Source organism: Vibrio sp. Vb1755 (genome assembly GCF_033338635.1).
GTDB classification, from domain to species: Bacteria; Pseudomonadota; Gammaproteobacteria; order Enterobacterales; family Vibrionaceae; genus Vibrio; species Vibrio alginolyticus.
Genome location: NZ_JAWOTA010000179.1, coordinates 1 through 1,329 on the forward strand (window position 1 = coordinate 1; position 1,329 = coordinate 1,329).

Below are 1,329 nucleotides of genomic sequence, written 5' to 3' on the forward strand. Positions count from 1 at the left end.
CTAAAGACTACGAAGCACCTGATGTTTATTTAGATGAATCTGTTGCGATTATGGTTGATATGCTTAAAGCACCAAAACAGTCATAAGCACTGGCAATTCAGTACAAAAAGGGCGAGTCCTAAGGGTTCGCTCTTTTTTTATGCCTTTTAACCTGCAAAGTTGACGGCATAAAGTCGGTTGTGCGCTTATTTTACTGCAATAATTTACGTGATATAGATCAAATATTTCGCGAAATAGAGCACCAATGCCTAAGCTAAAAGAAAACGATAAGGATGCCGATATGAAATGGTTCTTTATTTTGCTTAGCTTTTGCTGCTTAAGCGTGTTCGCTGGAGAAAACACAAAGGAAGACGATCTTAGTCACTTTGATACGCCGTTTCTGATTGGGGATTGGTATTTAATGAATCCGAGGCCCGACGAATCGGCTGAAAACTTCCGAGCGATCAAACTTTCTTTAGGCTCTGATTACACATTCTCCATAGATATTCAGAAAAAAGATTATTCTGTCGATCATTGGGAAGGAATGTATAACGCCAATGAAGACACAATTGTTCTTGGATTGAATACCGATGAGCCCCAAATTTACGCTTACCGAAACAATCACAATACCTTGGATTTAAACGGTGTCACTTTTACTAAAGGGTTATCGAACGCTCTAGCCGGTATTTGGTCAAGCTCTCATGTCTCTGGCGATGGATTGATGGCAAATAACATTAACCACATGGATCTGATTTTGCAGCCTGACTTCGTGTTCTTGTTCCGTGTCTCAAACGAAGCAGGTGAAGAGTCCGTTAAACAAGGCGTGTTTTACACTGAAGACGAGTATTTAGTTCTTTTGTATGAAAACGGCGAGCAGGGCACAACGTACAAACTTAAAGAAAATGAACTCACCATCCAAGATAGTAGTGGTGATATGTATGCCGTACTCAACCGAGTCACACAATGAGTCATTCATATTGTTGATTCTATAAATGAGTATTCATGCGGCAAACTTGCAATGTTGAGTAAATGTTAATCAGAAAGCGGAGCTAACCATCAAAAAGCTCCGTTTTTTTATAGAAAGACTTGTATTCTGATACCACAACCCATACAAATAGCTTATATCGTGATACCAGTTAAAGGGTTTGAGACCTGTAAACTGGTATTTTTGTAGTTCGACATACAAGGATTTATGGACATGTCTCAAGCTCCCCAGGCGAAATATCGTAAAGATTATCAAGCGCCATCCCACACAATTACTGATATTGATCTTACGTTTGATCTTTACGACAACGACACCATCGTTACTGCACTATCAAAAGTAGTTCAAAAGGGTGAATCAACGACTCT

1 protein-coding gene and 1 pseudogene are annotated in these 1,329 nt (G+C 39.4%); both read left to right on the top strand.

From position 1 onward, the window contains the following. Positions 1 to 280: 280 nt before the first annotated feature. Positions 281 to 946 (top strand): hypothetical protein, encoded by a 666-nt coding sequence (locus R7E00_RS23680; protein ID WP_021448557.1) that lies wholly within the window; start codon positions 281 to 283, stop codon positions 944 to 946. A 231-nt stretch (positions 947 to 1,177) separates the two neighbouring features. Further along, positions 1,178 to 1,329 (top strand): annotated as a pseudogene (locus R7E00_RS23685) (peptidase); the annotation flags it as partial.

What these genes read in the sequence shown, in the direction of transcription:
- R7E00_RS23680 (WP_021448557.1), top strand. Translation starts at nt 281, where the DNA reads ATGAAATGGTTCTTTATTTTGCTTAGCTTTTGCTGCTTAAGCGTGTTC.